The sequence below is a fragment of the Streptomyces sp. NPDC002671 genome (genome assembly GCF_053592475.1).
In genome coordinates this window covers 254,082-278,703 of the sequence record NZ_JBSFVU010000010.1, presented here as the reverse complement: position 1 = coordinate 278,703, position 24,622 = coordinate 254,082, and the positions used below count along the sequence as shown (strand labels likewise).

The window sequence follows — 24,622 nt, the reverse complement described above, 5'->3', positions numbered from 1 at the left end:
ACCCTGAAACATCCCTGAGACGGGCTCCTTACCGGCCAGTGGCCACTGTCCGCTCAGGTCAACCATGACCACGCTTCGAACGGATTGTGAAGTGGCCCGGGTCACCCGATAACCACGATGGGCTCGCCCTCGGCGTGCTGTACCCTCGGCCACCCGGCCGAGTAGTCAAATTTGAGGAGTGGCCAGAGCTGTGCAGCGAATCTCCCCGGCACCACCCTCCGACCTGTCCGAACTGGCCCACTGCTGTGCCGTGTTCGTCCCGTCCGACCCCGCCCGTGCGGGCCGGATGGCCTTCTGGCGTCCGGACGGCGAAGCCCTCCCGGCCGTCGCGCAAGGCTCCGTGACGGAGCTGGAGTCGGTCGCACCCGCGCAGGGCGGGGGCGTCGAGCGCGTACGGGTGCCTGCCCTGTTGCTTCCGGTGCGTGCCGCTCTGCCGCTCCTCACGCGCGCGCGTGAGGAGTCGCAGCCTCACCGGGCGATCGCCTTCTGGGGCACGGCCGGCCTGCTGGCGCTGCACTTCCTGGCACGCGGCCTGCTCCTGCCCGGCCTCTCCCCGGGTGACCACGACGCGTGGCGGGTGGGGCCGCTGTCCACGCACGACACAGAGCTGCTCCGTGAACTTGCCGCCGCCATGCCCCCGGAGGCGCACGCCGTACCGGTCGCCACGCCAGGACCGCCCCGGCTCCCCGACCCCGAGAGGCTGCTGCGCGACTTCCTGGACGCGGTGGCCGACACGCTCCCCCGCTCCCCTGCCGCGCCGCTGGTGACCGGCGGCCCCGCGTACGCGGCACCTGAGCCGCAGCACCTGCCCGGTCAGCGGGCCTGGGCCGACCACATCGCCGCCGGTCACGACGCGGGCGTACAGCTGTCGCTGCGCGTGGAGGCGCCAGGTCTCCAGGACGCCGGAGCCAAGGACACCGCGTCCTTGCGGTTCCGCGCGGTGCTTCAAGTGCACGGCGTGAGGGGGACGGCGGACGTCATGGACGCCGCGGAGCTGTGGGCCGGAACGGGAGCCGGGCACGAGGGGTTCGGCCCGCGCGCGCGTGCCGACGCGCTGCTGGCGCTGCGCCGCGCGGCCCGCGCCTGGCCGCCGCTGTCGCCCTTGCTCACAGCCGCTGTCCCGGACGCCGTGGACCTGGCCGACGACGAGATCACCGAACTCCTCGGCGAAGGCGCACGGGCGCTGGCCGCGGCGGGCGCGGACGTGCACTGGCCCAAGGAGCTGTCGCGCGACCTGACCGCCTCCGCGTCCGTCGGCCCGCTGGACGACGGTGCGACCGCCCGCGCGGGTGCCTCGGCACCCGCGTCGCTGCTCTCGGCGGACTCCTCGGTCACGTTCCGCTGGTGGTTCGCCCTGGGCGGCCGGGAGCTGTCGCGGGCGGAACTGGACCGCTTGGCCGAGTCCAAGCGCCCCCTGGTGCGGCTGCACGACCAATGGGTGCTGGTTGACCCTCAGGAGGCGCAGCGCGCCCGCGCCCGGCAGGACCGGTCCGTCGCCCCGGTCGAGGCACTGGCCGCGGCTCTGACGGGCTCCGCCGAGGTCGACGGCCGGCGGGTCGACGTACGGCCCACCGGGTGGCTGGCACAGTTGCGGAAGCAGCTCACCGATCTTGATCCGGCACAGACCGTCGGACCGCCGCCGGGCCTGGTCGCCACGCTGCGGGACTACCAGCTGCGCGGCCTCGGCTGGCTGGCCCGGACGACGGCCCTCGGTCTCGGCTGCTGCCTGGCCGACGACATGGGACTCGGCAAGACGGTCACGCTGATCTCGCTGCACCTGCACCGGCAGACCGACGCCTCGGCCGCCGGTCCCACGCTCGTCGTCTGCCCGGCCTCCCTGCTCGGCAACTGGCAGAGGGAGATCGAGAAGTTCGCCCCCGGAGTGCCGGTGCGCAGGTTCCACGGGCCGGGACGCTGCCTCGGTGCCGTGGCGGACGGAGAGTTCGTCCTGACCACGTACGGCACGATGCGCCTGGACGCCGAGCGGCTCGGCGGGGTGCGCTGGGGCTTGGTCGTCGCCGACGAGGCGCAGCACATGAAGAACCCGTACTCGGCGACCGCGCGGGCGCTGCGTTCCCTCGGCGCACGCGCGCGTGTGGCGCTCACCGGCACTCCGGTGGAGAACAACCTCACCGAGCTGTGGGCGATCCTCGACTGGACGACGCCGGGTCTGCTGGGCCGCCTCGGTGCCTTCCGCGCGCGGTACGCGCAGCCGGCCGAGGGCGGGGACCCGGCCGCCGCGGAGCGGCTCACGCGCCTCGTCCGGCCGTTCCTGCTGCGGCGCCGCAAGTCCGACCCGGGAATCGCGCCCGAGCTGCCGCCGAAGACCGAGACCGATCATCCGGTGGAGCTGACGCACGAACAGACGGGCCTGTACGAGGCATTGGTCCGCGAGACCATGGAACGCATCGCGGATGCCGGCGACATGGCGCGCCGGGGTCTGATCGTGCAGTTGCTGACGGGGCTGAAGCAGATCTGCAACCACCCGGCGCAGTTCCTCAAGGAGGACGATCCGCGGCTGGTCGGACGCTCGGGAAAGCTGGAGCTGCTGGACGAACTCCTCGACACCATCCTCGCGGAGGGCGCCGGGGTTCTCGTCTTCACCCAGTACGTGCGGATGGCACGCCTCCTGGAACGGCATCTGACGGCCCGCGGGGTGTCCTCGCAACTGCTGCACGGCGGAACCCCGGTCGCGGCGCGCGAAACGATGGTGCAGCGGTTCCAGGACGGCGAGGTGCCGGTGTTCCTGTTGTCCCTGAAAGCCGCGGGGACGGGGCTGAACCTCACCCGGGCGGAGCACGTCGTGCACTACGACCGCTGGTGGAACCCGGCGGTCGAGGCGCAGGCCACCGACCGCGCGTACCGCATCGGTCAGACCAAGCCGGTGCAGGTGCACCGGCTGATCGCTGAGGGAACCCTGGAGGACCGCATCGCGGAGATGCTGGAGCGCAAGCGGGGACTGGCCGAGGCGGTGCTCGGCTCCGGCGAGGCGGCTGTGACGGAGCTGACGGATGCCGAACTGGCCGCACTGGTGGAACTGCACGGGGAGGCGCGATGAGCCGCTACGACCACGCACACGACCCTGAGGACGAGCGCACGTTCGCCGCGCTCCCGCCCGCGCGGGGGCGTGGATTCGCTCAGAGCTGGTGGGGTCGCGCCTGGCTGCGGGCCCTGGAGGAGGCGGCGTTGGACGCGGAGGCGGTCAAGGTGGGGCGCCGGCTCGCGCGCGCGGGCGGCGTGGGCGCGGTGACCGTACGGCCGGGCCGGGTCACCGCCGTCGTGCGTGACCGCGACGGCGCGGCCCATCGCGCGGACGTCCTGGTGTCGGAACTGTCCCAGGAGGAGTGGGTCCGATTTCTGGACCTGTCCATGGAGCAGGCCGGGCACCTGGCGGCACTCCTCGACCGGGAGGTGCCCCCGCACCTGGTCGAGGACGCGGCTGTGCGCGGGATCGACCTGCTGCCGGGCCTGGGTGAGCTGGAGCCCGAGTGCGACTGCGGCACCTGGGACCACTGCGGACACACCGCAGCCCTCTGCCACCAGGTCGCCCGGCTCCTGGACGAGGATCCGTTCGTGCTGCTGTTGCTGCGTGGCCGGGGCAAGGGCACCTTCCTGGAGGAGCTGCACCTGCGGAGCACGCCCCAGGACGAGCCCTCCGAGGCCGGGGCCGGAGGTGGGAGCGTGGGCGTCGACGCCGCCGAGGTCTGGGCGGCCTCGGACATCCTGCCGCCGCTGCCCGCTCTGCCGGGCCTTTCTGACGCACCCGGCGGACCGCCGTCCTACGACGCCGAGGCGGCACCGGCGCCCGGGATCGACCCCGCGACGCTGGAGTACCTGGCCGGCCGAACGGCCGCGCAGGCGTACCGGATGCTCGCGCAGGCTCTCCGCGGCGACGGCCATGAGGGGTACACCGGCACGGCGGATGTGACGGTCACTCAGGACGCTGCTCAGGACGCCGTCCGCCTGGCCGACGGAGCGGCGCCCGACGCCGTCACCGAGCGGCTCGCCGATGGGTCGGGGCGAGGCCGTGACGGGCTGGCCACGGCAGTCCGCGCGTGGCGTGTCGGAGGCGCGGCGGCGCTGGCCGTGCTCGACGAGGAGTGGCAGGTGGAGGGTTCGGCACTCGCACGCGCGCATGCCGCGCTCGATGCGGCCTGGGAGGCGGACGAACGGCCGTCGTTCCGCGCGAGCGGCAACCGGTGGACGCTTCCTGGCGAAGGGGTTCAGCTGCGCCTCGACCGGGACGGCCGCTGGTGGCCCTTCCGGGAAGAGGACGGCTGCTTCGTTCCGGCCGGTGGCGCGGACCGGGACCCGACGACGGCACTGGCGACGGCACGGTGCGACACCGACACCGACACCGACACCAGCACCGCGCCGACGGTGGGCGACTCCTGACAGGCCGTCATCACGACATCGGCACACCCGACCGGCGACGGACCGCGACTGTTCACCGTACCGTCGCACAGCATTCCTCCTGGGGCCCAAATGTGTGCGCAGTCAGCGAACTTGGTCCCAGGAGCCCCGATGCCCTCGCACGTCACCGGCCGACGCCGTGTCCACCGTTCCGTCGCCACGGGCCTGCCGCTCGCCCTGGCCGCCGCCCTCGTGGTGGCGGGAACGGCCGCGGCGGCACCGTCCGAGGACGCCCGTGTCGTCCGCACCGCGACCCTCGGTGACATCCCGCTCGGTGCCTTCAGCAACGCGCTGCTGCCGGGCAGCGTGGACGACGACCACGGGATCGACCTCGGCGGCATCGGCAGCGACATCTACCCGGCCGGCCGCAAGGGCGAGTACTGGACGGTGACCGACCGCGGGCCCAACGGGCAGATCAAGGTGGACGGCAAGAAGCGCCGGACGTTCCCGGTGCCCGGATTCGATCCGGCGATCGTGAAGATCCGGGTCTGCGGGGACAGCGTCCAGGTCATCGACGCGCTCCCTCTGACCACGTCCTCCGGTAAGGCGGTCACCGGGCTGCCCGACCAGAAGGGCCGTGACGAGGCACCGTACACGTACGACGCCGGGACGGCGCTCTCGTACAACCCGAACGGCCTGGACACCGAGGGCATCGTGCGCGCCGAGGACGGGACGTTCTGGCTCGTGGACGAGTACGGTCCCTCGCTCGTTCACGTCTCCGCGCGCGGGACGGTGCTCACCCGCTATGTGCCCAAGGGCCTGAACCTCACCGGTGCCGACTACCCGGTGGTGGAGGCCCTGCCGTCGGTCATGCTGCACCGCAAGACCAATCGCGGCTTCGAGGGGCTGGCGCAGCTTCCCGGCGGCGATCTGGTGATGGCGCTGCAGAGCCCGCTCTCGCTGCCGGACGCGGGCGCCGGGGACACCTCGCGCAACACGCGTCTCCTTCGCTTCTCGCCGAAGGAGAGGGCCGTCACCGCCGAGTACGCCTACCGGTTCGACCCGGTGAACGTGGTCGACCCGAGCACGAACGACACCTCGGAGCTGAAGATCTCGTCCGTGGTGGCCGTGGGCGGCGACCGGCTGCTGGTGGAGGAGCGCACCGACAAGACGGCTCGGCTGCAGCTTGTACGCCTGGGACGCGGCGCCGGCATCCTCGGCGGCCCCTGGGACGACGACACGACCTCGCCGTCGCTGGAGCAGCTGGACGACCCGGCCGCCGCGGGCGTCCCCGTACTGGCCAAGCGGCTCGTCGTCGACCTGGGCCAGGTGGAAGGGGTGCCGGGGAAGATCGAGGGGGTCGCGCGCGTGGACGACGACACGCTGGCTGTCATCAATGACAACGACTTCGGGATGACCGACGGCCCGGGCGCGTTCGACGCCCAGGGCCGGCTGGTGGACAGCGGCATCAAGACGACGCTGGTGTACGTCCGGCTGCCTGAGGACCTGTGAACCCGTGAAACCGCCCGTCAGGGCGATTGTTCCGGCTTGTCTGAGAGCCGAGGAGAGCGGCATGGGTCCATGCCCGAGCCGCTCTCCCACGCGCGCGGGGGACACTCAGCCCCGCGCTCCCAGCAGATGATCCATGGCCAGCTGGTCGAGTCGTTCGAAGCCCTTCCCGCGCGCGCCGGCCGCCTCCACGTCGAAGTCCTCGAACGCCGTGCGGTCGGCCAGCAGGGCCTGCAGGCCGTCGGCCGCCGTCGGCAGGGCGAGCTGGTCCAGGCCTGCGGCGCGCAGCGCCTCCCGGACCTCCGGGTCGGCGCGGAAGGCGGCCGAACGCTCCTTCAGGATCAGGTAGTTGCGCATACATCCCGCCGCCGACGCCCACACACCGTCCAGGTCCTCGGTCCGCGGCGGCTTGAAGTCGAAGTGGCGCGGACCCTCGTAACCGGCGCTCTCCAGAAGGTCGACCAGCCAGAACGCCGCCCGCAGATCGCCGGCGCCGAACCGCAGGTCCTGGTCGTACTTGATGCCGGACTGGCCGTTGAGGTCGATGTGGAAGAGCTTGCCCGCCCACAGGGCCTGCGCGATGCCGTGCGGGAAGTTCAGCCCGGCCATCTGTTCGTGACCCACCTCGGGGTTGACGCCGTACAGCTCCGGCCGCTCCAGGCGCTCGATGAAGGCGAGCGCGTGGCCGACGGTGGGCAGCAGGATGTCGCCGCGCGGCTCGTTCGGCTTCGGCTCGATGGCGAAGCGGAGGTCGTAGCCCTGGGCGGTGACGTACTCGCCGAGCAGGTCGAAGGCCTCCTTCATGCGGTCGAGGGCGACGCGCACGTCCTTGGCAGCGCCTGATTCCGCGCCCTCGCGTCCGCCCCAGGCGACGTAGGTCTTCGCGCCCAGTTCGACCGCGAGGTCGATGTTGCGGATCGTCTTGCGCAGGGCGTAGCGGCGCACGTCGCGGTCGTTGGCGGTGAACGCGCCGTCCTTGAAGACGGGGTGCGTGAAGAGGTTGGTGGTGGCCATGGGGACGGTCATACCGGTCGCGTCGAGGGCCTGGCGGAAGCGCTTGACGTGGGACTCTCGCTCGGTGTCCGAGGAGCCGAAGGGGATCAGGTCGTCGTCGTGGAAGGTCACGCCGTAGGCGCCCAGCTCGGCCAGACGGCGCACCGTCTCGACCGGGTCGAGGGCGCGGCGGGTGGCGTCGCCGAAGGGGTCCCTTCCCTGCCAGCCGACGGTCCACAGGCCGAAGGTGAACCTGTCCTCGGGGGTGGGCTGGTAGCTCATGCCGCGGCTCCTTGCTGCGTACGACTATTTCGTCATGGCCGTTTACAAATTAGTATGCGGACGCACCTCTGGGAAGAGAGAAGGTGTCCTTGACGGCAACGTGTCTGTGAGAGGGAGAGCCCGATGTCAGCAGCCGAGGGTCCGCTCGTCGTCGGTGTGGACTCGTCCACGCAGTCCACGAAGGTGCTGGTTGTCGACGCCTCCACGGGGCAGGTCGTGGCGAGCGGCCAGGCGCCGCACACCGTGTCCACGGGGGCCGGCCGGGAGAGCGATCCGCGTCAGTGGTGGAACGCGCTGTGCGAAGCGCTGCGCCAGTGCGGCGACGCGGCGCACGAGGCGGCGGCGGTGTCGGTCGGCGGCCAGCAGCACGGTCTGGTCACCCTGGACGAGCACGGCGAGCCGGTGCGGCCGGCGCTGCTGTGGAACGACGTCCGTTCGGCACCCCAGGCCCGCCGTCTGGTCGAGGAGCTGGGCGGCCCGAAGGCCTGGGCGGAGCGGACCGGCAGTGTGCCCGGGGCGTCGTTCACGGCGACCAAGTGGGCCTGGCTGGCCGAGCACGAGCCGGAGGCGGTCCGCGCGACCAAGGCGGTGCGGCTCCCCCACGACTACCTCACCGAACGCCTTACCGGGCAGGGCACGACGGACCGCGGCGACGTCTCCGGCACCGGCTGGTGGGCCTCCGCGACGGAGTCGTACGACGCGGAGATCCTCGCGCACATCGGGCTCGATCCGGCGCTGCTGCCGCGGGTGGTGCGGCCCGGCGAGGTGGCGGGCACGGTGCGCGACAGCCACGATCTGCCGTTCTCCAAGGGCACCCTGGTGGCGCCCGGCACCGGCGACAACGCGGCGGCGGCCCTGGGACTCGGCCTGCGGCCGGGCACTCCGGTGCTCAGCCTCGGCACCTCGGGCACCGTCTATGCCGTCTCGAAGCACCGTCCGGCCGACCCGACGGGCACGGTGGCGGGCTTCGCCGACGCGCACCGGGACTGGCTGCCGCTGGCCTGCACCCTCAACTGCACGCTCGCCGTCGACCGGGTGGCGGCTCTGCTGGGCCTGGACCGCGAGGCCGTCGAGCCCGGCACCTCCGTCACCCTGCTGCCGTACCTGGACGGCGAGCGCACGCCGAACCTGCCGAACGCCTCCGGTCTGCTGCACGGGCTGCGCCACGACACCACTGCCGGTCAGCTGCTGCAGGCCGCCTACGACGGCGCGGTGCACTCGCTGCTCGGCGCCCTCGACCTGGTCCTCGACGCGGACGCGGACCGCAGCACCCCGCTGCTGTTGATCGGCGGCGGAGCCCGTGGCAGGGCCTGGCAGGAGACCGTGCGGCGGCTGTCGGGGCGGCCGGTGCAGGTACCGGAGACCCGGGAGCTGGTCGCCCTCGGTGCCGCGGCGCAGGCGGCGGGCCTGCTGACCGGCGAGGATCCCGCGGCGGTGGCCCGGCGCTGGAAGACGGCCGCGGGCCCGGTGCTGGAGGCGGTGGAGCGGGACGAGGAGACGCTGGCCCGGATCACCGGGGTACTCTCCGACGCGGCCCCGCTGCTGGAGCGGGGCACGAATCCCCAGCCGCGCACACAGAGCTGAGCGGCGGACACCGAGGATTGACGGAGGCATGACCGCACCGCTGCACCAGACCCGGCCGTCGGGTGCCGGCCGCGCCCTGCCGGACACCCAGCAGGGCATGCGCCGGCGCAACCTCGCCCGGGTGATGCACGCCGTCAGTGCCGAGGGTTCGCTCTCGCGGGCCGCGGTCGCCTCGCGCATCGGGCTGACGCGCGCCGCGGTGTCGACCCTGGTGGACGAGCTGATCCGCTGGGGGCTGCTGGAGGAGCTGGGGCCCGAGCGGCCGGGCCGGGTGGGCCGTCCCGGGTCGGCGCTCGCGGTGAGCGGGCGTGGCCCGGCCGGGATCGGCGCGGAGGTAGGCGTCGACCATCTCACGGTGTGCGCGGTCGACCTGCGCGGCACGGTACGCGCACGGGCCGTGCGGCACGGTGCCAACCGAGGCCGCGCTCCCGGCCCGGTCGTCGAGGAGCTGACGGCGCTGGTGCGCCGGGTCGTCGCGGAGGCGGAGCGGGAGGGGCTGTGGCCCGCCGGGCTCGCGGTCGCCGTGCCCGGGCTCGTGGCGCGGGACGGCCGCACGGTCGTGCGCGCCCCGAACCTCGACTGGCACGACACCGACCTGGGCGCGCTGCTGCCGGACGGTCTGCCGCTGACCGTGGACAACGAGGCCAACTTCGGCGCCCTGGCCGAGCTGTGGCTCGACGAGAGCACCCCGCGCGACTTCCTGCATGTGTCGGCCGAGATCGGCATCGGTGCCGCGGTCGTGGTGGACGGGCAACTGCTGCGCGGCACGCGAGGTTTCGCAGGTGAGCTGGGCCATGTGCCGGTACGCCCGGACGGCCCGCCGTGCCCGTGCGGCGGACGCGGGTGCCTGGAGCAGTACGCCGGTGAGGAGGCAGTGCTGCGTGCCGCTGGGCTCGCACCTCGCGAGGATCTGGTCGGTCTGCTCGCGGAGCGTGCCGAGGCGGGCGACGAGGCTGTCCGGGAAGCTCTGCGGGACGCCGGTACGGCGCTCGGCATCGCCCTGACCGGAGCGGTCAATCTGCTCGACCCGGAGTCGGTCGTCCTCGGTGGCGCGCTGGCCGGCCTCTCGCCCTGGCTTCTGCCGCCGTTGGAGGCCGAGTTGACGGGCCGTACGGCAGGACCGCCGTGCCGGGTGTCGGTCTCCCGGCTGGGCCCGGAAGGCCCACTGCTCGGCGCGGCGCACTCGGTCGTGCGGGCCGTGCTGGACGACCCGGCGGCGGTGGCGGAGCAAGCCTGACGCGCACGCGCCAAGGCCGTTGAACGCGGTGGGCCCGAACGGCCGGTTGCCGTAGGGGACTCACTCGATCGGGTGGCCGAGTTTTCCACAGTGCGCGGCTTGTCCACGCAACCACGGCTCACCCTTCTGCCCGACCCGCACACGCCGTACCGTGATGCACACGAGGCGCGATCGCCGGACCGTCGTGGCGGTGAAGTGCGCTGGTAACGAGGGGAATCGCACACGTCGAGTGACACTCGGCCGAGACCTGTCGGGGGCCGCATGGGGGTTCACTGCGCTGGAGGCGTACCAGTTCGCAACCCCGGCGGTCGAATCACCGTTGGCCATCGTGTGCGTGGCTGCCCGCGCGGGAGACATGACCGAGGCATGCACACCCTGCTGCGCGAGACAGCGCGGGCCCTGCGCACCTGACCCACCCGAGACAACCCCCATCCCTCCCGAAAGGCACCGCCGATGGACAAGGACCGGGCAAGACCCCACCTGAGCCGACGACGGCTCCTGAAGGGCGCGGCCCTCGCCGCCGTCCCCTACGCGCTGCTTCCCGAGGCCCATGCCGGTGCGCAGGTCCAGTCAGCGGACTACCCACCGGCCGAATGGCAGCCGGCGAGCACCTCCAACTACACGGCGTCCAGCCGCCCCGGCGATTACGCCATCGACCGGGTGATCATCCACGTCACGCAGGAGACGTACACCAACACGCTGGACATCTTCCAGAATCCGGCGAAGCAGGTGTCCGCGCACTATGTGGTCCGCTCGGCGGACGGTCACGTCGCACAGTGTGTGCGCGAGGCCGACATCGCCTGGCACGCCGGGAACTGGGACTACAACACACGCAGCATCGGCATCGAGCACGAGGGCTGGGTGGACCAGCCCGCCTACTTCACCAACGCCCTCTTCGAACAGTCCGCGAAGCTGACCGCGGCGATCTGCGCCAAATACGGGATCCCGAAAGACAGGGAGCACATCATCGGCCACTACCAGGTGCCCGGCACCGACCACACGGATCCCGGCCCGAACTGGGACTGGGTCCGCTACATCAGACTGGTCAATTTCGCCTAGGCGAGCGTCCGACCGCTTGTCCGCACGAACACCGCGAGTGACGATGGTGGCCGCCGTGTCACCGCCGTATCGCGGCCATGACAGCGTTGTTTCACCGTCCGGGGAGGGTGAGTTGGCCGATCCGTGGGTGGCCCTGGAGCCGGGCGCCGACCCAGCCGAGCGGGTCCGGGTGCTGCGCCGGGCGCGCGAGACGTTCACCGCGGTGGGCACGGTGCCGCGCCCGGTGCGGTCGGTGGTGGCGGAGTCGTGGCGGCGCAGCGCGCGGGCCGGGGTCGGGCCGGACGGCACGGCGAACGTGGAGCTGTCCGACGGCGACCTGGGCGCTTACCGGGCGGAGCACCCGCTGGCCCGGGTGATGCCGCTGGTCAGGGAGCTGATGGGCACGTTCGCATCCGATGGCGAGCATCTGCTCGCGATGTGCGACGTGCACGGCAGACTGCTGTGGGTCGAGGGGCACTCCGCGACCCGGCGCCGGGCGGACGGGATGAATTTCGTGCCGGGGGCGCGCTGGGCGGAGAGCGCGGTCGGCACCAACGCCCCGGGCACGGCGGTCGCCGTGGACCGACCGGTGCAGGTGTTCGCGGCGGAGCACTTCATACGCCGGGTGCAGCCGTGGACCTGTGCGGCGGCACCGGTGCACGATCCGCGCACCGGCCGGGTTCTGGGAGCCGTCGACATCACCGGCGGAGACCGGTTGGCGCACCCGCACAGCCTGGGGTTCGTGCAGGCGGTGGCGCGGGCCGCCGAGTCGCAGCTCGCGCTGCTCGCCCCGCCGCGCCCCGCCGAGGACAGCCGGCTGCTGAGCGCGCTGGGCCGGGCCGAGGCGGAACTGCGCCTGGACGGACGCCGGATCAGGCTCAGCCGCCGGCACAGCGAGATCCTCGTCCTCCTCACCCGTCATCCGGAGGGGCTGACCGGCGACGAGCTGCTGTGCGCGCTGTACGCGGAGGAGTCGGTGACGCCGGTGACGCTCCGCGCCGAACTGGCCCGGCTGCGGCGACTGTTGGGGCCGGGGCTGCTCGCCTCGCGGCCGTACCGGCTGACGGGCCCGGTCGACTGCGACGCGACCGTGGTGGAGCGGAGGCTGAAGGTGGGCGCGCTCACGGCGGCTGCCGAGGCGTACGGCGGACCGCTGCTGCCGGGTTCGGAGGCCCCGGCGGTGGTGCGGCTGCGACGGAGTCTCGCCGACGGCCTGCGGGCGGCGCTGATCGCCCACCGCGATCCGGACCTGCTGGCGGACTGGGCGCACGCGCCCTGGGGCGAGGACGACGTCGAGGTGTGGCGGGCGCTGGCGGCGGTGCGGCCCACGGCACCGGTCAGAACCCGGCTGGCGGCGCTGGAGGCCGAACTGACCGTACCGGCCCGCCGGAAATCGCTGCGGACGCGTGGCGCAACGTACTTGCAACGTCCGCTCGCCTAGCCTCGCGCCGGGAGCTGCCCAACGGCGGGCAGCGCTTCACCGGGAGGCAGACCAGCATGACCCGTTACGCGGCGCCCGGCACGGAAGGCGCGATCGTCTCCTACCAGGCGCGCTACGACCACTTCATCGGCGGCGAGTACGTGCCGCCGGTCCGCGGGCAGTACTTCGAGAATCCGTCGCCGGTCAACGGGCAGCCGTTCACCGAGATCGCGCGCGGCACCGCGGAGGACGTCGAGCGAGCACTGGACGCGGCGCACGCGGCGGCCCCCGGGTGGGGCCGTACCTCGGTGACGGAGCGCTCCGGCATCCTGCTGAAGATCGCGGACCGGATGGAGGCGCACCTCGAATCCCTCGCGGTGGCCGAGAGCTGGGAGAACGGCAAGCCGGTACGGGAGACGCTGGCCGCCGACATCCCGCTCGCGATCGACCACTTCCGCTACTTCGCGGGGGCGATCCGGGCGCAGGAGGGGTCGCTGAGCGAGATCGACGACGACACGGTGGCGTACCACTTCCATGAGCCGCTCGGGGTCGTCGCGCAGATCATCCCGTGGAACTTCCCGATCCTGATGGCGGCCTGGAAGCTGGCGCCCGCCCTGGCCGCGGGCAACGCCGTGATCCTCAAGCCCGCCGAACAGACGCCGGCGTCCATCCACTACTGGATGAGCCTGATCGCGGACCTGCTGCCGCCGGGCGTGGTGAACATCGTCAACGGCTTCGGTGTGGAGGCGGGCAAGCCGCTGGCGTCCAGCCCGCGGGTGGCGAAGGTCGCGTTCACCGGGGAGACCACGACCGGGCGGCTGATCATGCAGTACGCCTCGGAGAACATCAAGCCGGTCACGCTGGAACTGGGCGGCAAGTCCCCGAACATCTTCTTCGACGACGTGTGGGCGCACGACGACGACTTCCGCGACAAGGCCCTCGAAGGCTTCACGATGTTCGCGCTCAACCAGGGCGAGGTGTGCACCTGCCCGTCCCGGGCGCTGATCCAGCGCGGCAACTACGCCGAGTTCCTGGAGGCGGCGGTCGCCCGCACCCGTCTGATCAAGCCGGGGCACCCGCTCGACACCGACACGATGATCGGCGCGCAGGCCTCCAACGACCAGCTGGAGAAGATCCTTTCCTACCTGGACATCGGCCGCCAGGAGGGCGCGAAGGTCCTGACGGGCGGTGAACGCGTCGAGTACGACGGCGAGTTGAAGGGCGGCTACTACGTCCAGCCGACCATCTTCGAGGGCGACAACCGCATGCGGATCTTCCAGGAGGAGATCTTCGGCCCGGTCGTCTCGGTGACCTCCTTCGACAACTTCGACGACGCGATCAAGATCGCCAACGACACGCTGTACGGCCTCGGCGCGGGCGTGTGGACCCGGGACACGACCACCGCCTACCGCGCGGGCCGCGCCATCCAGGCGGGCCGCGTCTGGACCAACTGCTACCACGCCTACCCCGCGCACGCGGCGTTCGGCGGCTACAAGCAGTCCGGGATCGGCCGCGAGACTCACAGGATGATGCTGGACCACTACCAGCAGACGAAGAACCTCCTGGTGTCGTACTCACCGAAGAAGCTCGGCTTCTTCTAGAGACGCAAGAAATGGCGCCGCACGGGAGTTCCCGTGCGGCGCCTCAACAGTGGGCAGGCCGGGTTACTTCAGCGCGTACGCCCGGGTGACGGTCTGGACCATGCGGTTGCGCACAGTCCCGGAGCGAAGCGGATGCCCAGGTCGGAACGGCAGAACGAGCACGCGGAGCTGGGAGCGACGGACGGATGCTGCACGGGCGCGAACCAGTACACCGGGAAACTCCTCCACGACTACGCCCGACACTTCGAACGGCACCGCCCCCACCAGGGCCGACGTACTGTGGCTGCCAGGAGACGCTCAGCCGCAGGTCACCCTCGCCCGCGCCCAGTCGGCGTGGTCGGCGCCGTAGCCGTCGCCGCCGTTCGAGACATGCAGCTCCAGCACGCGCGCCCCGGTGATGTGCACGTCCACGGGCACTCCCGCCTGGTGGCCCCTGACGACATCGGTGGTGAACAGTTCCTTGCCGTCGGCCAGCACGGAGAAGGCGACGCTGCCGGCGCCCCTCATCTCGTCGTCCACCCCGGCAATACTGGTGAAGCGGGTGCACGATCCGCCCAGGTAGACGGTCACCGTGCTGTCCGCGTGCACGCCGAGGCCGGTGTCGTACGTCGTGCCGGCGATGGCGATGGGCTTGCCGTCGCCTGCCGCCTGCTCGCCGTTCGACGTGTTCCGCTCGACCGGGCCCCAGCCGTTGACGGCATCGAAGTCCAGCGAACTCACCTCGTCCGTCCCGGCCTTGGGCGGCGCGGGGGGTGTGAGGACCGTCGCGGGTGCGCTCGTCGAGGACTCATGGCCGCGGGAGGTGTACCACGCGGTGGCGGAGAACGCCGTCGTCCACGGTGTGCCGGCCTCGGTGGGAGCGGTGATTTCCCAGGTTCGCGTCACTGTCTGGCCCGCGGGCACGGTACCCAGCTTCTGCGGAGCGTCCGGGTCTGCCTTCCATCCCTCCGGCAGGTGCAGCGCGAACGTCGCGTCACGGGCCGCCGAAGCGCGCGGAGTGAACGTGGCGGTGACCTTCCCGGTGTCGCCGTGGGCGAGCGTGTCGGGCGCGGTGATCAGGACGTCCGCGCTCGCCGTGGTGTCGCGATGGGGTACCTGCGCGTAGGACGGGGAGTCGAGATCTCTGTAGCGCAGCGGCGTGGTGTGGTTGCCGTAGGACTCCAGGGAGATCGTGCCGAGTCCTCCGCCCTGGCCGTCCTCGTTGATCACGGCGACGGCGATGGTGTTACGGCCGTTCGTCCTGAGCATTCCCGGCTGGACCGGGAAGGACTTCTGCGGTCCGAGGTCGTTGATGTAGAGCCCGGCCATCCAGCCGTTGACGTAGATCATGGCGCGGTAGTGACGCTTGGTGTCGTCGTCGATCCGCAGCCCCATCGGCACGTCCTGCCCGGCGGGCAGATCGAGGTCGACGTGAGTGCGGTACCAGGAGACACCCGCGGTGTCGTCGGTGTGGGGCAGCGACGTGTTCTGCCAGCCGGCGTCGGGGTAGCCGGGCAGGTGCATGCCGTGGCGTTCCCCGTACAGGCCGCCCGTGTTGAGCGGTCCGCGCACCGGGTCGGCGAGGTCCTCGCCACCGAGTGCCCCCTGCAGACGCCATCCGATCTGCCGTTCGGAGCCGATCAGAGCGGCTGCGGTCAGACCCCGGGGTTCCTTGTGAGCATCGTCGGCGGACCAGTCCTCATGGTGCGCCATGTCGGCGGCGAGCACCGCCAGGACGTTGTCCTTGCCGGGCTTCAGGACCTCGCTCGGGATGGTGAAGGTGTGCTCCCCGGTAGGGCTGCTGCCCAGGAAGCGGCCACCCAGCCAGACGAGGTACGAACCGGCCTGGCCGGTGGAGACGTTCAGCCGCACCGACTTCTCGTCGCCGGCGGCCGTGAAGTGGCCGCGGTACCAGACGGAACCGGTGTGGAAGCCGTAGTGGTCGGCCGCCGGCGAGGGTCCGTCCGCGGCGCGCCAGGCGGCGTCGTCGAAGCCGGGCTGCGCCTCGGGCGTCTCCTCCTGGAACTTCCAGCTCCCGATCTGCGGCAGCTCGACGGGCTTCGGCCCGTCCAGGGCGGCACCGGTGGAATCCAGCGCTCCGCTGGCGGGCTTGCCGTTCCAGGTGACCGAGGTGGCCGGGGCTGCGGTGAGCACCCGCAGCTTCGCCGCCTTGTCGGTGTCACCGGTCAGCCGGAGCACGCCGTCCTTGTAGTCGGCAGTGCGCAGCAGCTCCGGCCCGGCGGCCAGCACCGGACCTTCGGGGGTGTCGAGCCGCCAGTACGTGTCGGCCGTCGCGTCGTCGGCGAGGAGCAGCAGCACCGGGGTGCCGTGCGCGGGGGTGACGAGGACCTGGGCGAGCCCGTCGTGGCGGTAGTTCAGGCGCAGGTCCGCCTTGTCGGAGTCCCAATGCTGCTCGACGGAGCCGCTGAGGACCTTGACGTCCGGGCGTGCGTCGTAGTGCAGCACGCTCTCGCCGTCCTCGCCGTGACGGCCGTAGAGCAGTGCCACGTCACGGTCTCCGAAGGTGCCGTGCGTCATGATCTCGGAGGTCGAGTAGCGCAGCTGCTGGTGGTCCATCGCGTAGTCGGCGACGAGCGTCTTGGTGTCGCGGGCGTCGATGGTCAGCGCGGTCCCCGGCTCCTGCGGCACGGAAGGGTACGAGCCGAGGGCCAGGTGCGTGGTGTCCTTGGCCTTGTCGTTGACGTCCTTGTGGCGGACGACCGTGAACGTGGTGCCGGTGTCGGGGTTGCGCCGGTCGCGCCGTGAGAGCGCGGTGTTGTCCGGTGCGGCGGAGGTGTACGGCTCGGTGTTCGTGAGCGGGGTCACCGCCTGGACGAAGTACCCGAGCCTCTTGTTGACCAGGTACTTCTCCGTGAGCTGACGGTCCTCGCTGATCGGGGAGCCGTAGTCGTAGGAGCTGTAGACGTTCTCCGGCGAGGGCAGCCAGCCCCAGGACGTGCCGCCGTATGCCATGTAGAAGTTCTGCATGGTGGCACCGGAGGCGATGTTGTTCTCGTACGCGGCCTTGTCGAACTCGCCGTTCGTCAGGTCCCGGCACTTGTCGTAGCCGGGGCCGCCCCACGGGTCGAAGGATCCGCCCTGGAACTCGGCCAGGAACAGGGGCTCGTCCGGTCTCTTGACGCTCGAGAAGTCCGGCAGCCTGTGCCAGGTGTCGGGGCGGGAGCAGTTGAAGCCCTGCGGGTAGGAGTCGGAGCCGTCGATGTCGAGTTCCTGGGCGAACGTGCCGTTGTGATTGCCCGTCAGCGGCACCGTGATGCGGTGGGCGCGCGCCTGGTCCACGAGGTGGCGTATGTAGGCGTGCCCGTCCTCGCTGTCGTCGTAGTACTCGTTCTCGACCTGGTAGGCGATCACCGACCCCTTGCCCTCGGTGAGCTGGTGGCGGGCGATGATCGGGTCGATCCTGGACAGCCACTCGTCGGCGGCCCTGAGGTAGTCCGGTGCCGTGGAGCGCGCCTTCCCCTTCTGCGTGGTGAGGTAGCCGGGGAAGCCACCGCCGTCGGTCTCGGCGTTGATATAGGGGCCGGGCCTGGCGATGACGTAGATACCCACCTCGGCGGCTATGTCGAGCAGGCGGTCGACATCGCGCACCCCGGTGAAGTCGTACGAGCCCGGCTTGGCGGAGTGGAAGCCCCAGTCGAAGTAGATGGAGGTGGCGTTGTAGCCGCCCGCCTTCATCTTCTGCAGGACATCGCGCCAGGCGTCCGGGCTGGGCAGACGCCAGTAGTGGAACTCGCCGGACCAGATGTACAGCGGCTTGCCGTCGATGGTCATGGAGTGTGCGTCGTAGGAGACCTTGTGCGGCTCCGACATGTCCGGCACGGGCGATGAGACGGCCGGACGTGTTGCCTTCGCCGGGGCGTCCGCCTGCGCCGGAGCGCCGAGCAGTCCCGAGGCGGCGAGAGTGCAGGCGGCGAGGGCGACCACGGCGGCTGCGCGTCCGCGTCTGCGGTGCGGCCTGAAGGGCATGAACGTTACTCCTCACAGAGATGAGCGAGCGCGAACAGCCAGGAGTCTAGAAACGTTGAGCTTTGAGGAGAACAGTTGGAACATGTTTATTTCTGAGGAATGAATGCACCAGCCCCTCGACGAAGTCGGGTGCCTGGAAAGGACGTTGCCCTCTCCAGGCACCCTTGCTCACACGGCGGGCTGCTGCTGGGTGACGCAGTGGATGCCGCCGCCGCCCGTGCCGAGGCGGTCGATGTTCAGCTGCTCGATGACACGGTCCGGGTAGAGGCGGGCCAGGGTCGCCTTCGCCGCCTCGTCCGCCGTCGTGTCACCGAAGTGGGCGCTGATGACGGCGCCGTTGCAGAGGTAGAAGTTGGCGTAGGAGGCGAGGAAGTTCCGGTTGGTGGAGCGGATCTTGTTGTAGTCCGGGCCCTGGAGGCGCATCACGTCCATGGCCCGGCCCGTGGCGGTCGTCGAGGCGGACAGGATGCCGTACTGCTGGCGGGCGTCACGGGCGAAGGCGTCGGTGTCGGTGGAGAGGGGCATCTGGACGAGGGCCTCGCCGGGGGCGAGGAAGCGGGACGTGGCGTCGACGTGGTCGTCGGTGATGTCCTGGCCGTAGACGCCGTCGAACCAGATGACCTTGGAGGCGCCGTAGGCGTCGCACATCGCCGTCTCCAGCCGGCTCTCGGACACTCCGGGGTTGCGGTTGCGGTTCACCAGACTGCTGCGGGTGGCCATCAGGGTTCCGGCGCCGTCCTGTTCGATCGCGCCGCCTTCCCCGACGAGGTCGGCGTAGGTGAACGGGACGCCGACGTAGGAGGCGATCCGCTCGGCGACGAGGGCGTCACTGGCGTGGGTCTGCTTGTTGCCCCAGCCGTTGAAGTTGAGGCCGACGGCGTCGAGGCCGCCATAGCCGTCGGTGCGGAAGACGGGGCCGGTGTCGCGCATCCAGCAGTCGTCCACGGGGATGGAGTCGATGACGGTGACCGACGAGCCGCACATCGAGCGTGCCCTGGCGGCGCTGCCGGAGTTGGCGCACATGACGACCGGTTCGTACTTGGCGATCGTACGGGCGATCAGGGCGATGTCCGCCTGGACACCGCTCAGCTTGCCGACCCATATGGAAGTGCTGTCCGGCCAGGCCATCCAGGTGCGGGTGTGGCGGACATCCTCGACCGGGACCCGGAAGGTGCCCGCGGCGGCGCGGGCCCTGTCCTGGGTCGTCGCGACGAGGGCGGCGCCGGCGGCGGTCGCTCCGGCGGCGGCGAGGAATCCTCGCCGGTTCAGTCCTCGGGTCATTCATGCCTCCTGTGTGGGGGTTGCCTGCGGGGACGAGAGCTGCCGACGGGCCTCCGCGATCCGGTCCGGGTTCCAGCCGGGGCGCGGTACGGAGTCCAGGAGCAGCCGGGTGTACGGGTGTTCAGGCGCGGCGAGCACCTCGGCGGTGGCGCCGGCCTCGACGACGCGGCCGTGGTGCATGACGAGGACCTCGTCGGTGACGCACCGGACCACGCCGAGGTCGTGGGTGATGAAGAGGTAGCCGATCGGGGTCTGTGCGCGGATGTCGGCGAGCAGGTTGAGGATCTGGGCCTGTACGGACACGTCGAGGGCGGCGACCGCTTCGTCGAGGACGAGGACGGCCGGTTCCACGGCGAGGGCGCGGGCGATGGCGACGCGCTGGCGCTGGCCGCCGGAGAGCTGCCGGGGCAGGGCGTCGGCGGCGCGGGTGCCGAGGCCGACCTGGTCGAGGAGTTCACGGATGCGGGGCCCGGGGTCGCGGTCGGGGAAGTGCAGGCGCAGGGTCTCGCGCAGGACCCGTTCGACGCTGGTCCTGGGGTCGAGTGACAGGTAGGGGTCCTGGAAGACCATCTGCACCTCGCGGGCTCTGGCCAGGCGCTGTCGCCGGCCGCGTGCCCGGGCGGGCCGGGCCCGGCCCCGTATCCGTACCTCTCCCGCGTCGGCCCGCTCCAGGCCGACGACGATGCGGGCGGTGGTGGTCTTGCCGGAGCCGGAGCCGCCGACGATGCCGAGGGAGCCGCCCTCGGGCAGGGTGAACGACACGCCGTCCACGGCCCGTACGGCGTCGAAGGCACGGCTCAGGCCGACGGCTTGCAGCAATGGTTCAGGCATCGGTCCAGGCATCGCTGACCGCTCCTTCCCGCGCGAGCCGGTCGCTGTGGTGGCAGGCGGCGAGGTGTTCGGGCCGGCCTGGGGCCGGCAGCGGTTCCGGTGCCGCTTCCCCGCAGATCTCGGTCGCGAGGGGGCAGCGGGCGGCGAAGGCACAGCCGGTCAGGGGCGTGCGCAGGTCGGGCGGCTGTCCGGGGATGGCGGAGAGCCGGCCGCCCGGGGTCGTGAGGCGGGGTGTGGAGGCGAGCAGGGCCGCGGTGTACGGGTGGCGGGGGCGGGCGAAGAGGACGTCGGCGGGGCCGGTCTCGGCGATCCGCCCGGCGTACATGACGTACACGCGGTCGCTGATCGCCGCCGCGAGGTCGAGGTCGTGGGTGACGAACAGCAGTGCCGTGCGGAAGCTCTCGCGGAGCCGGGCGAGGAGGGCGATCACCTCGGCCTGGGTGGTGACGTCGAGCGCGGTGGTCGGTTCGTCGGCGAGGAGCAGTGCGGGGTCACCCATGAGCGCCGCGGCGATCACGACGCGTTGCAGCATGCCGCCGGAAACCTGGCCCGGGTACTTCCGCAGGGCGGTGTCGTCGAGGCCGACGGCCCGAAGGAGTGCCACGGCCCGGGCGGTGGCCGTCGGCCCGTCCATGGTCCCGGCCGAGCGGACGCCCTCGGTGAGGAAGTCGCCGATGCGGCGGAGCGGGTTCAGGGTGGCCCGCGGGTCCTGGAAGATCATGGCGACGGTGCCCGCGCGCAGGGCGCGCAGCCGGTCGGTGTCCATGGTGAGGACGTCGTGGCCCTCGACCAGCACGGCGCCTTCGGCGGTGGCGCCGGGCGACAGCAGACCCAGCGCGCTGCGTGACGTGAGGGACTTCCCGGAGCCCGACTCGCCGACGAGGGCGACCGTATCGCCCGGGCTGACGGTGAGGTCGACGCCGTCGAGAACGGGGCGGGCGGTGCCGGGGAGGGTCAGGCGCAGGCCCCGGATGTCGAGCGTGGGCGTCGACGGCGCGGAGGCGGTCGGGGTCATCGGTCCCTCCTGGCGACGCGGTCGGCCCAGCGCTCTCCGACCACGTTGAACGCGACGACGGTGAGCACGACGAGGACGCACGGCAGGATCGCGGAGAGCGGGTAGCCGTGCTGGATGGCGGTCTGGCCGTCGAAGACCATGCGGCCCCAGTCGGGCGTGAGCGGGGGCACGCCGAGGCCGAGGAAGGACAGGCCGGCCAGGTCCATGAGCGCGTAGCCGAAGTTGATGGTGGACTGGGCGAGGACGACGGGGGCGATGCCCGGCAGGATGTGGCGCAGGCAGATCTGGAGCGCCGAGTGGCCCTGGACCTGGTAGGCGCTCACGTACGGGCGGGCCCGTTCGGCCAGGACGAGCGAGCGGGTGAGCCTGCTGACGTACGGCAGGTACGCGAGACCCAGCGCGACGACGGGGGCGAGCAGACCCTCTCCGTACACGGAGATCACGAGGATCGCGAGGAGCAACCCGGGGAAGGCGAAGACGAGTTCGGTCGAGCGGGACAGGACGGAGTCCAGCCAGCCGCCGCGCCAGGCCGCGGTGGTGCCGACGGCGACGCCCGCGAGGGTGGAGAAGACGATCACACCGAGCGGGCCGAGCAGGGAGGTGCGGGCGCCGAGGAGCAGCCGCGAGAGGGTGTCGCGGCCGGCGGTGTCGGCGCCGAGCGGGTGGTCGGCGGAGGTCCCGGCGAGCGAGGAGCCGAGGTCGACGGCGTTGGGGTCGTGCGGCGCCAGCCACGGCGCGAGCAGCGCCGCGAGGACGACGAGTCCGACGAAGCCCAGGCAGGCCAGGTTGAGTGGTGAACGGCCCGAGGCGGCCCGGAGCTTGAGGAGGCCGGGGCGACGGGTGAGGACGGCGGTCATACGGCGGCCCCTCTCGTTCCGAGGGTGATCCGGGGGTCGACCAGGGGCAGCAGGAGGTCGACGATCAGGTTCACGGTCATGAACAGCGCGACGATGATCAGGGAGACGGCCTGGACGGTCGGGAAGTCCTTGGTGGTGGTGGACAGTTCGAGGAGTTGTCCGATGCCTCCGATACTGAAGGCGGTCTCGACGAGGATCGTGCAGACCAGCAGGGTGGAGACGATCAGGCCGCCGGTGGTGAGCACGGTCCCGAGCGAGTTGCGCAGCACGTGGCGGCGGATGACCAGGCGTTCGGGGACGCCCCGGCTGCGCGCCACGGTCACGTGTTCGCTGCCGAGGGCTTCGAGCATGGCGGTGCGGGTGACGCGGGCGAGCAGGCCGGTCAGGTAGAGCGCGAGGGCGATCGCGGGCAGGGTCAGATGCCACACCATGTCGAGGAAGCCGACGCCTGCGCCGCTGCTGGGGAACCAGCCGAGCTTGACGGCGAACAGCCCCTGGAGCAGGACGGCGGCGACGAAGGACGGCGTGCCGACGGCGAGGGTGGTGGCGAGGAGGACGGCGGAGTCGGTCCTGCCGCCGCGTACGGCGGCGATCCGGCCGAGCAGCAGACCGAGGGTGACGACCACGGCCAGCGCCATGGTGATCAGCAGCAGTGTGGTGGGCAGCCGGTCGGCCAGGAGGCGGAAGACGTCGGTGCGGTAGGTGAGGGACCGGCCGAAGTCGCCCTGGATCATGTCGCCGAGCCAGCGCAGGTACCGTGCCGCGAACGGATCGTCGAGGTGGTAGCGGGCGTTGACGGCGGCCAGCGCCTCGGGTGAGGCGGAGCGGCCGGAGAGCAGGAAGCTCGCGGGGCTGCCGGGTGCCAGGTACATGGCGCCGAAGACGACGAACGAGGCGACGAGGAGGGTGGCCGCCATCTCGGCGACCCGCCGTACGGCGAATCTCAGGAAGTCGACGGCGTTCACGGCGTGCCCCCGGCGTCCGCGGCGCCGACGTCGGCGGCCCACGGGTAGTACATGTACGCGATGGTGGTGGGGGCCCCGGTGATCCTCTTGTTGAGGAAGAGGGCGGTCGGCCACTCCGCGACCGGGATCCAGGGCAGCCGCTGCGCGGCCTGCCGCTGGAGTTCGCTCTCGACGCGCAGGCGGCGGTGCTTGTCGTACGTGGCGGTGGCCTGCTCGACCAGTGCGTCGTAGCCCTTGTCGCTGTATCCGGCGAAGTTGAGGTACGCACCGGTCCTGAAGTTGGTCAGGAGGTCGAGCGGGTCGGTGATCGATTCGTAGTAGGTGAGCGGGAACATGTCGATGCCCTCGCGCGCCGCGGGGTTGGTGAAGAGCGCCGTGAAGGCGTCGGGGGCGACGGACTTGAGGGTGATCCTGAGCCCGATCTCGCTGCCGGCGGCCTGGACGGCGGTGGCGAGGAGGGAGACGTCCTGGCCGATGGAGCTGGTGGCGACGGTGAGGGTCTTGCCGGTGGCGCCGGCCTCCTTGACGAGCGCTCTCGCCCGCTCGACGTCCCGGGTCGTGGGCGGCAGTCCGCCGAGCGCCGCCTTGCGGACCTCGGGTGAGGCGCCCGCCCATGCGGCGCGGGTGGTGAGGGAACTGGTGGCGGTCCCCGCGCCGCCGAGGCCGGCCTGCACGAATCCGGCGCGGTCCAGGGCGAGGGAGAGCGCCTGACGTACGCGTACGTCACCGAGCGGGCCGTTCATGTTCGTGATGCCGAGGTTGACGGTGCTGAGGCCCTCGCCGAAGTAAAGGGTGCCGACGCCGCTGTCCTTGAGGCGCCCGTAGCTCTCGGTGGGGATGAGGTAGCCCCCGTCGGCCTCTCCGGTGAGCAGGGCGTTGGTGCGGGCGGAGGGGTCGGTGAGGAAGCGGAAGACGACTTTCCCCGCCTTGGCGCGGGTGCCCCAGTAGCCGTCGAACCGGTCGAGTTCCAGCGACTGTCCCTTCTGCCAGGCGCCGAGGGTGAACGGGCCGGTGCAGTCGAGACCGCCGGAGGTGCCGTAGTCGGCGCCCGCCGCGGTGACCCCGGCCCTGGAGGCGACGACGCCCGCGGCGGTCGCCATGTACTGGGGGAACTGCGAGTCGGGCTTCTTCAGCTTGACGGTGACCTGAAGGGGGCCGGTCTTCCGGATGGAGGTGACGTTCTGGAAGTTCTGCGCCCAGGCGGCGGCGTTCTTCGGGTCCCGCTGCCGGTCGAGGCTGAAGACTGCGTCGTCCGCGGTCATCGTCCGGCCGTCGTGGAAGCGCACGCCCCGCCGTAGGTCGTACACCCAGGTGGTCGGGTCGGGGTTGGTCGCCTTCTCGGCCAGTCCGGGTTCGAGGGTGAGCCGGGGCGTCCAGCGCATCAGGCTCTCGCAGACGTTGGAGAGGATGGTGTTCTGCGGGTAGTCGAACGCCATGGTGTAGTCGAGCGTGGGCGGCTCCGCGTAGACGGCCCATGTGAAGGAGTCGATGTCTCCCCTGGGCTTGGGGGTATCGGCCGAGAGCACGAACGAGGCACCGGTGCCGGCGCGGGGCGGGCCGGCGCAGGCCGTGACTGCCGTGAGGGCGGCGACCGAGGTGAGGGCCGCGAGGGCAGTCCTCCCAGGGCGGCGTCTCGGGACGCGGGGCGGGGGTGGTGCGGTGCTCATCGTCGCGCTCTCTTTCGGTACGG

Annotated in this window: 16 protein-coding genes; 8 read left to right on the top strand and 8 right to left on the bottom strand. The window is 71.6% G+C overall.

Annotated elements, in window-relative coordinates; genetic code table 11:
- Positions 1-190: 190 nt before the first annotated feature.
- The 3 genes from ACWD35_RS18305 (at position 191) to ACWD35_RS18295 (ending at position 5,865) form a co-directional block, all read left to right on the top strand.
- Positions 191-3,058, top strand: coding sequence for an SNF2-related protein (locus ACWD35_RS18305; protein WP_451352274.1), 2,868 nt, complete (start codon positions 191-193; stop codon positions 3,056-3,058).
- On the top strand, positions 3,055-4,395 hold the full coding sequence (locus tag ACWD35_RS18300; protein ID WP_451352273.1) for an SWIM zinc finger family protein: 1,341 nt from the start codon (positions 3,055-3,057) through the stop codon (positions 4,393-4,395). Before ACWD35_RS18305 ends, ACWD35_RS18300 begins: the two co-directional genes overlap by 4 nt.
- A 129-nt stretch (positions 4,396-4,524) precedes the next feature.
- Complete coding sequence (locus ACWD35_RS18295) at positions 4,525-5,865, top strand: esterase-like activity of phytase family protein (RefSeq protein ID WP_451352272.1); 1,341 nt, start codon at positions 4,525-4,527, stop codon at positions 5,863-5,865.
- A gap of 105 nt (positions 5,866-5,970) precedes the next feature.
- On the opposite strand, the gene xylA is transcribed toward ACWD35_RS18295, so the two are convergent.
- Positions 5,971-7,137: a xylose isomerase gene (gene xylA / locus ACWD35_RS18290; RefSeq protein WP_451352271.1), complete on the bottom strand. Its 1,167-nt coding sequence runs from the start codon at positions 7,135-7,137 to the stop codon at positions 5,971-5,973.
- Between the two features lie 123 nt (positions 7,138-7,260).
- Between xylA and xylB the strand changes: the two genes are divergently transcribed.
- The 5 genes from xylB (at position 7,261) to adh (ending at position 14,017) form a co-directional block, all read left to right on the top strand.
- On the top strand, positions 7,261-8,721 hold the full coding sequence (gene xylB / locus ACWD35_RS18285) for a xylulokinase (protein ID WP_451352270.1): 1,461 nt from the start codon (positions 7,261-7,263) through the stop codon (positions 8,719-8,721).
- 28 nt (positions 8,722-8,749) lie between these two features.
- Entirely contained in the window at positions 8,750-9,958 is a 1,209-nt protein-coding gene (locus ACWD35_RS18280; protein WP_451352269.1) for an ROK family protein, read from the top strand.
- Positions 9,959-10,411: 453 nt separating this feature from the next.
- Entirely contained in the window at positions 10,412-11,017 is a 606-nt protein-coding gene (locus ACWD35_RS18275; protein WP_451352268.1) for an N-acetylmuramoyl-L-alanine amidase, read from the top strand.
- Positions 11,018-11,129: 112 nt separating this feature from the next.
- The gene (locus tag ACWD35_RS18270; protein WP_451352267.1) at positions 11,130-12,437 is read left to right on the top strand and encodes a GAF domain-containing protein; all 1,308 of its coding nucleotides are present in this window, start codon (positions 11,130-11,132) and stop codon (positions 12,435-12,437) included.
- Positions 12,438-12,493: 56 nt separating this feature from the next.
- The gene (gene adh, locus ACWD35_RS18265) at positions 12,494-14,017 is read left to right on the top strand and encodes an aldehyde dehydrogenase (protein ID WP_451352266.1); all 1,524 of its coding nucleotides are present in this window, start codon (positions 12,494-12,496) and stop codon (positions 14,015-14,017) included.
- Positions 14,018-14,314: 297 nt separating this feature from the next.
- On the opposite strand, the gene ACWD35_RS18260 is transcribed toward adh, so the two are convergent.
- The 7 genes from ACWD35_RS18260 to ACWD35_RS18230 form a co-directional block, all read right to left on the bottom strand.
- Positions 14,315-17,983: a beta-galactosidase gene (locus ACWD35_RS18260; protein ID WP_451352265.1), complete on the bottom strand. Its 3,669-nt coding sequence runs from the start codon at positions 17,981-17,983 to the stop codon at positions 14,315-14,317.
- Between the two features lie 168 nt (positions 17,984-18,151).
- The gene (locus tag ACWD35_RS18255) at positions 18,152-19,264 is read right to left on the bottom strand and encodes an agmatine deiminase family protein (RefSeq protein WP_451352264.1); all 1,113 of its coding nucleotides are present in this window, start codon (positions 19,262-19,264) and stop codon (positions 18,152-18,154) included.
- A complete protein-coding gene (locus ACWD35_RS18250; RefSeq protein ID WP_451352308.1) occupies positions 19,265-20,095 on the bottom strand; it encodes an ABC transporter ATP-binding protein in 831 nt (276 codons plus the stop codon). It lies immediately after the preceding gene.
- Positions 20,088-21,110 (bottom strand): ABC transporter ATP-binding protein, encoded by a 1,023-nt coding sequence (locus ACWD35_RS18245; RefSeq protein ID WP_451352263.1) that lies wholly within the window; start codon positions 21,108-21,110, stop codon positions 20,088-20,090. The genes ACWD35_RS18250 and ACWD35_RS18245 overlap by 8 nt, the downstream gene beginning before the upstream one ends.
- Positions 21,107-21,967, bottom strand: a complete 861-nt coding sequence (locus tag ACWD35_RS18240) for an ABC transporter permease (protein ID WP_451352262.1) — start codon at positions 21,965-21,967, stop codon at positions 21,107-21,109. The genes ACWD35_RS18245 and ACWD35_RS18240 overlap by 4 nt, the downstream gene beginning before the upstream one ends.
- Positions 21,964-22,932, bottom strand: a complete 969-nt coding sequence (locus ACWD35_RS18235) for an ABC transporter permease (protein ID WP_451352261.1) — start codon at positions 22,930-22,932, stop codon at positions 21,964-21,966. Before ACWD35_RS18235 ends, ACWD35_RS18240 begins: the two co-directional genes overlap by 4 nt.
- Positions 22,929-24,599 (bottom strand): ABC transporter substrate-binding protein, encoded by a 1,671-nt coding sequence (locus ACWD35_RS18230; RefSeq protein ID WP_451352260.1) that lies wholly within the window; start codon positions 24,597-24,599, stop codon positions 22,929-22,931. The genes ACWD35_RS18235 and ACWD35_RS18230 overlap by 4 nt, the downstream gene beginning before the upstream one ends.
- Positions 24,600-24,622 lie beyond the last annotated feature (23 nt).

Excerpts from the sequence above, each read along its gene's own strand:
- xylB (WP_451352270.1), top strand. The coding sequence starts at position 7,261 with ATGTCAGCAGCCGAGGGTCCGCTCGTCGTCGGTGTGGACTCGTCCACG.
- ACWD35_RS18240 (WP_451352262.1), bottom strand. The coding sequence starts at position 21,967 with ATGACCGCCGTCCTCACCCGTCGCCCCGGCCTCCTCAAGCTCCGGGCC.
- ACWD35_RS18250 (WP_451352308.1), bottom strand. The coding sequence starts at position 20,095 with ATGCCTGAACCATTGCTGCAAGCCGTCGGCCTGAGCCGTGCCTTCGAC.
- xylA (WP_451352271.1), bottom strand. The coding sequence starts at position 7,137 with ATGAGCTACCAGCCCACCCCCGAGGACAGGTTCACCTTCGGCCTGTGG.
- ACWD35_RS18280 (WP_451352269.1), top strand. The coding sequence starts at position 8,750 with ATGACCGCACCGCTGCACCAGACCCGGCCGTCGGGTGCCGGCCGCGCC.
- ACWD35_RS18230 (WP_451352260.1), bottom strand. The coding sequence starts at position 24,599 with ATGAGCACCGCACCACCCCCGCCCCGCGTCCCGAGACGCCGCCCTGGG.
- ACWD35_RS18300 (WP_451352273.1), top strand. The coding sequence starts at position 3,055 with ATGAGCCGCTACGACCACGCACACGACCCTGAGGACGAGCGCACGTTC.
- ACWD35_RS18255 (WP_451352264.1), bottom strand. The coding sequence starts at position 19,264 with ATGACCCGAGGACTGAACCGGCGAGGATTCCTCGCCGCCGCCGGAGCG.
- ACWD35_RS18260 (WP_451352265.1), bottom strand. The coding sequence starts at position 17,983 with ATGCCCTTCAGGCCGCACCGCAGACGCGGACGCGCAGCCGCCGTGGTC.
- ACWD35_RS18245 (WP_451352263.1), bottom strand. The coding sequence starts at position 21,110 with ATGACCCCGACCGCCTCCGCGCCGTCGACGCCCACGCTCGACATCCGG.
- ACWD35_RS18275 (WP_451352268.1), top strand. The coding sequence starts at position 10,412 with ATGGACAAGGACCGGGCAAGACCCCACCTGAGCCGACGACGGCTCCTG.
- ACWD35_RS18295 (WP_451352272.1), top strand. The coding sequence starts at position 4,525 with ATGCCCTCGCACGTCACCGGCCGACGCCGTGTCCACCGTTCCGTCGCC.
- adh (WP_451352266.1), top strand. The coding sequence starts at position 12,494 with ATGACCCGTTACGCGGCGCCCGGCACGGAAGGCGCGATCGTCTCCTAC.